The organism is Micromonospora maritima (assembly GCF_902825405.1).
GTDB classification, from domain to species: domain Bacteria; phylum Actinomycetota; class Actinomycetes; order Mycobacteriales; family Micromonosporaceae; genus Micromonospora; species Micromonospora maritima.
Genome location: NZ_CADEAU010000431.1, coordinates 1 through 4,606, shown reverse-complemented (window position 1 = coordinate 4,606; position 4,606 = coordinate 1). Strand labels below are relative to the sequence as shown.

The following is a 4,606-nucleotide window of genomic DNA, read 5'->3' as shown; positions in this document are numbered from 1 at the left end:
CGGGTGGCCGCCGGGGCGGCGCCGGCCTCGGGCGCCGCCAGCCGGCGCGCGGTGAGCAGCGGGTCCGGCCGGAGCAGGACCAGCAGTACGACGGCCGCCAGCGTGAACGCGACGGCGCTGAAGGCGAAGGGGCCGGCCAGCGTCGGCAGCCCCCAGCGGTGGGTGGTGTCGTCGGCGAGCGCGGCGAAGTTCGGGGCGGCCACCGAGCCGATGGTGGTGGCCCAGACGACGAGCGAGAGCTGGCGGCCCCGCCGCTCCGGCTCGGCCAGGTCGACCGCCGTGTAGCGGGCCTGGAGGTTGGCCGCGGTGCCCCCGCCGAACAGCAGCATGCCGACGAAGAGCAGCGGCACCAGGCGGGTCGCGGTCGCGACCACCACCAGCACGCCGCCGACGGCGCCGACCAGGTACGCGGTGACCAGGCCGGGCCGGCGTCCACGGGCCGTCATGAGCCGGGTGACCGGCACGGCGAGCAGCGCGGCCCCGACCACCGCGGCGCTCTGCGCCACCCCGGCCAGGGCGGTGCCGGCGACCCGGGCGGCGAGCAGCGCGCCGACGGAGACGCCGATGGCGACGCCGGTGCCGCCGATGACCTGGGTGAGGAAGAGCAGGCGCAGGGTGCGCCGCTGGATGCCGGCGACGTCGGGCCGGGGCGGGGCCGGCGCGGTCAGGTCGGTGGCCATGGCGGACGCTCCTGGAGGTGACGGGGCCCCATCCTCCCGCACCGGGCCGGTCGGCCGGCACCCGGTTTCGCTACAGGCCGAGGCCGCGGCCGATGATCTCCTTCATGATCTCGGTGGTGCCGCCGTAGATGGTCTGCACCCGGCTGTCCAGCCAGGCCTTCGCCACCGGGTACTCCGCCATGAAGCCGTAGCCGCCGTGCAGCTGCACGCACCGGTCGGCGACCTTCGTCTGCAGCTCGGTGGTCCACCACTTGGCCTTGGCCGCGTCGGTCACCGACAGGCGGCCCGCGTTGAACTCGGTGACGCAGTGGTTCACGAAGGTCCGCGCGATGGTGATCTCGGTGTCCAGCTCGGCGAGGAGGAACCGGTTGTGCTGGAACCGGCCGATCGGGCGGCCGAACGCCTCGCGGGAGCGGGCGTACTCGATGGTCAGCGCGAGCAGCTTCTCGCAGGCCGCCACCGCGGCCACGGCGATGCTCAGCCGCTCCCGGGGCAGGTTGGCCATCAGATGGTAGAAGCCATGGTTCTCGGTGCCGATCAGGTTCTCCGCCGGCACCCGGCAGTCGTCGAAGAACAGCTCGGCGGTGTCGTTGGCCTTCAGCCCGACCTTGGCCAGCCGGCGGCCCCGGCCGAAGCCCGGCGTACCGCTCTCCACCACGACCAGGCTGACCCCGTGCGCGCCCTGGTCCGGCGCGGTCTTTGCCACCACGACCACCAGGTCGGCCATCTCACCGTTGGTGATGAACGTCTTCTGCCCGTTGAGGACCAGGCTGTCGCCGTCGCGGACGGCGGTGGTCCGGATGCCGGCCAGGTCGCTGCCCGCGCCCGGCTCGCTCATCGCGATGGCGGTGACCAGGTCGCCGGAGCAGAAGCCCGGCAGCCAGCGCTTGCGCTGGTCGTCGGTGGTCAGCTCGGTCAGGTACGGCGCCACCACGTCGTTGTGCAGCCCGAAGCCCAGACCGGTGCAGCCGGCCGAGACGATCTCCTCGTCGAGCACCGCGTTGAAGCGGAAGTCATGCTGACCGCCGCCACCGTGCTCGGGGTCGACGTCGAGCCCGAGCAGCCCGGCCGCGCCGGCGGCGCGCCACACCTGCCGGTCGACGATCCCGTCGGCCTCCCACCGCTCGTGGTGCGGCACGGCCTCCCGGGCGAGGAACCGGCGGCACAGGTCCCGGAACTCTTCGTGGACGGGCTCGTAGAGATGCTGCTCCATGGCGGCAAGTCTGGCACCGCTCACCCGCCCTGGACAGAGGCGAGCCGCGCTCGCAGCCGGCGTTCCCGACGGCCGGTCAGCACGGCGACGACCAGGACCGCCGCCAGGACGGCCGCGAACCAGAGCGCGCTGGCCGTCCGGCCGACGTGCAGTGCGACCCCGATCAGCGCGGCGAACAGTGGGATGCCGACCGCCGGCCCGATCAGCGCCCCCCGGCGTACCGCAGGCAGGTTGTCGGTGACCGCCGCGCGTTCCGCCTCGTCGGCGGGCGGCTGGCCCCGGCGCAGCGCCGTCGCGGTCCGCCGCCAGCCGGCGGTCCACTCCGCCTCGGCCGGATTACGCGGCTTCACCACGAAACTCAGCAGGAACGGGAAGACCGTTCCCCAGACGACCCCGAACAGGCCGGCCCGGACGATCGCGAGGAGCGGCGAGCCGTGCCGCCCCTCCCAGAGCTTGAGCGGCAACCAGACGAGCGTGGCGACGAGCATGCTCACCGCGTACGAGCCGGGCGGGCCGAACCGGGCGAGGAACACGAAGGGTCTCCTGGCGGGCACCTGGGGGGCGTACCCGCCCGGGCCCCTCGATACTCCTGTGTGGAGGGTGGCCGGCCGGCGCGCGGTAGGTCAGGATGACCGGATGGGCACACTGACCGGGAAGCAGGTCGCCGACGCCGGGCTGGACGGGTGGACCTTCCTGCTCGGCGCGTTGCACACCCGCATCCGTACCCCCGACTTCGCCGCCGGCCTGGCCCTGGTGGCCGCCGTCGGCGCGGAGGCCGAGCGGGTCGACCACCATCCCGACCTGGACCTGCGCTACACCCACGTCGACGTGCGGCTGTGGTCGCACGACGTGGGCGGGGTGACCGGCCGCGACCTGCGGCTGGCCCGGACGATCTCGGCGCTCGTCGCGGACGCCGGCCTGTCCCCGTCGTACGCCGGGCTGTCCCGGCTGGAACTCGCGCTGGACAGCCCGGAGCACGCCACGGTGCTGCCGTTCTGGCGGGCGGTCCTGGCCGCGGAGCGCCCGGCCGGTCCGGGCGCCGCCGACGACGAGGTGCGCGACCCGGCGGGCGCGCTGCCCACGGTCTGGTTCCAGTCCTGCGGGCGCGACGAGCCGCGGCAGCGCTGGCACCCGGACGTCTGGGTCGACCCGGCCGAGGTCCGGCCGCGGATGGAGGCGGCGCTGGCGGCCGGTGGCACGCTGGTCAGCGACGCGGAGGCGCCGAACTTCTGGGTGCTCGCCGACCCGGACGGCAACCGGGTCTGCCTCTGCACCTGGCAGCAGCGCGACTGAGAAACCGGGGCGCCGGCCGGGCGACGGCGACGCTAGCGTGCCGGTGTGGACGTACGCGCGCTGATCGAGGAGTTCAACGCCGCCTGGTCGCGGGGCGACCGGGCGGGGATGGCCGGCTGCCTGGCCGAGGACGTCAGCTACTGCCCGAACGCCTGGGACGGGCCGGCCGGCACGGTACGGGGGCGGGCGGCCGTGGTCGCCGTCCTCGCCGGGCAGACGGGTGCGGGCGAGGGCCCGACGCTCGGCGCGGTCTGGGCCACCGACGACCGTGCGGTCTGCGAGTGGGCGTGGCCGCCGGCCGAGGACGGCACGGTGCTGCGGGGGCTGGACGTCTACCGGGTCCGCGACGGGCGGATCGTCGCCAAGGACGTGTTCGGCAAGATCACTTCTTGAGCGCCCCGGCGGCCACCCTGAGGTCGGCGACCAGCCCCTCGTACGCGACGTCCTGGTTGTCGGCGCGCAGCACGGCCGACGGGTGGATGGTCGCCAGCAACCGGGTCGCCGGCGCGTCGGCGACCGCGCCGGTCCGGTCCACCGGCACCCGGGCGAAGTCCTCCGGGTGCTGCGCGGCCGCCGGCCAGGGCAGCAGCTCGCCGCGCTGCTTCGTCACCCGGAACGTGGGGCCGAGCAGCGCCTTGGCGGCGGTGGCGCCCAGCGCCACCACGACGTCCGGGTGCAGCCGGGCGAACTCGGCGACCAGCCAGGGCCGGCAGGCGGTGACGTGCACCCGGTCCGGTGTCTGGTGGATGCGTCGCGTGCCGCGCCGCTCGAACCGGAAGTGCTTGACCGCGTTGGTCAGGTAGATCTGGCCGGGGTCCAGGCCGGCGTCGTCGACGGCCCGGCGCAGCAGGCGGCCGGCCGGGCCGACGAACGGCAGTCCCTTCTGGTCCTCGACGTCGCCGGGCTGCTCGCCGACGAAGACCACCCGGGCGTGTTCGTCACCGCGCCCGAAGACGGTCTGCGAGGCGTCCCGGTGCAGCTCGCAGCCCCGGCAGCCGGCCGCGGCGGCGCGCAGCTCGTCGATGGTGTCCGCCCGTGGCGGGATGAACTCCTGCGCCCCGGGCGCACTGTCGCTCTCGGCCATGCCGACCGTTCTACCCCGTCCGCCGCGCGCCACGCGACCGCCTCGCGTGATCGCGGCGCACGGCCCGTGGTCACGGCGGGGTCAGGCGGAGAAGGGCGGGGTGCGGGTGGGGTGGGCGGCCCGGCCGAGGGCGTCGGCCAGGGCGGGCAGGTCGGCGTCGTCGAGGGAGCTGACGGTGACGCGGACGGCGGGGGCGGCGGCGATCCGGTAGAGCCCGCCGGGCGCGACCGACCAGCCGGCGTCCCGCAGGGCGGTGACCGCCGCCGTCTCGTCGGGCACCGGCACCCAGACGTTGATCCCGGTGCGTCCGTGCGCGGCCACCCCGCGCGTGGCGAG

Annotated in this window: 6 protein-coding genes and 1 pseudogene; 2 read left to right on the top strand and 5 right to left on the bottom strand. The window is 75.3% G+C overall.

Annotated features, from left to right (window positions below; translation table 11 throughout):
• The 3 genes from HUW36_RS26335 to HUW36_RS26325 all read right to left on the bottom strand — a co-directional run.
• Window positions 1-680, bottom strand: a 680-nt coding sequence (locus tag HUW36_RS26335) for an MFS transporter (protein ID WP_174530608.1), incomplete at its 3' end; no start/stop codon positions are given.
• Between the two features lie 70 nt (window positions 681-750).
• On the bottom strand, window positions 751-1,893 hold the full coding sequence (locus HUW36_RS26330) for an acyl-CoA dehydrogenase family protein (RefSeq protein ID WP_174530607.1): 1,143 nt from the start codon (window positions 1,891-1,893) through the stop codon (window positions 751-753).
• Window positions 1,894-1,913: 20 nt separating this feature from the next.
• Window positions 1,914-2,426: a hypothetical protein gene (locus HUW36_RS26325; protein WP_174530606.1), complete on the bottom strand. Its 513-nt coding sequence runs from the start codon at window positions 2,424-2,426 to the stop codon at window positions 1,914-1,916.
• 103 nt (window positions 2,427-2,529) lie between these two features.
• Here HUW36_RS26325 and HUW36_RS26320 point away from each other — a divergent pair, with 103 nt between their 5' ends.
• Entirely contained in the window at window positions 2,530-3,186 is a 657-nt protein-coding gene (locus tag HUW36_RS26320) for a 4a-hydroxytetrahydrobiopterin dehydratase (protein WP_174530605.1), read from the top strand.
• Window positions 3,187-3,231: 45 nt separating this feature from the next.
• Window positions 3,232-3,579, top strand: a complete 348-nt coding sequence (locus HUW36_RS26315) for a nuclear transport factor 2 family protein (RefSeq protein WP_174530604.1) — start codon at window positions 3,232-3,234, stop codon at window positions 3,577-3,579.
• Here HUW36_RS26315 and HUW36_RS26310 read toward each other — a convergent pair.
• Window positions 3,569-4,270 carry a UdgX family uracil-DNA binding protein gene (locus HUW36_RS26310; RefSeq protein WP_174530603.1) on the bottom strand — a complete coding sequence of 234 codons (702 nt, stop codon included), beginning with the start codon at window positions 4,268-4,270 and terminating at the stop codon, window positions 3,569-3,571. The genes HUW36_RS26315 and HUW36_RS26310 overlap by 11 nt on opposite strands.
• An 81-nt stretch (window positions 4,271-4,351) precedes the next feature.
• Window positions 4,352-4,606 (bottom strand): annotated as a pseudogene (locus HUW36_RS26305) (aminotransferase class I/II-fold pyridoxal phosphate-dependent enzyme); the annotation flags it as partial.

Bases quoted from the DNA above. Each gene is read 5' to 3' on its own strand.
- HUW36_RS26330 (WP_174530607.1), bottom strand. From the start codon at position 1,893: ATGGAGCAGCATCTCTACGAGCCCGTCCACGAAGAGTTCCGGGACCTG.
- HUW36_RS26320 (WP_174530605.1), top strand. From the start codon at position 2,530: ATGGGCACACTGACCGGGAAGCAGGTCGCCGACGCCGGGCTGGACGGG.
- HUW36_RS26310 (WP_174530603.1), bottom strand. From the start codon at position 4,270: ATGGCCGAGAGCGACAGTGCGCCCGGGGCGCAGGAGTTCATCCCGCCA.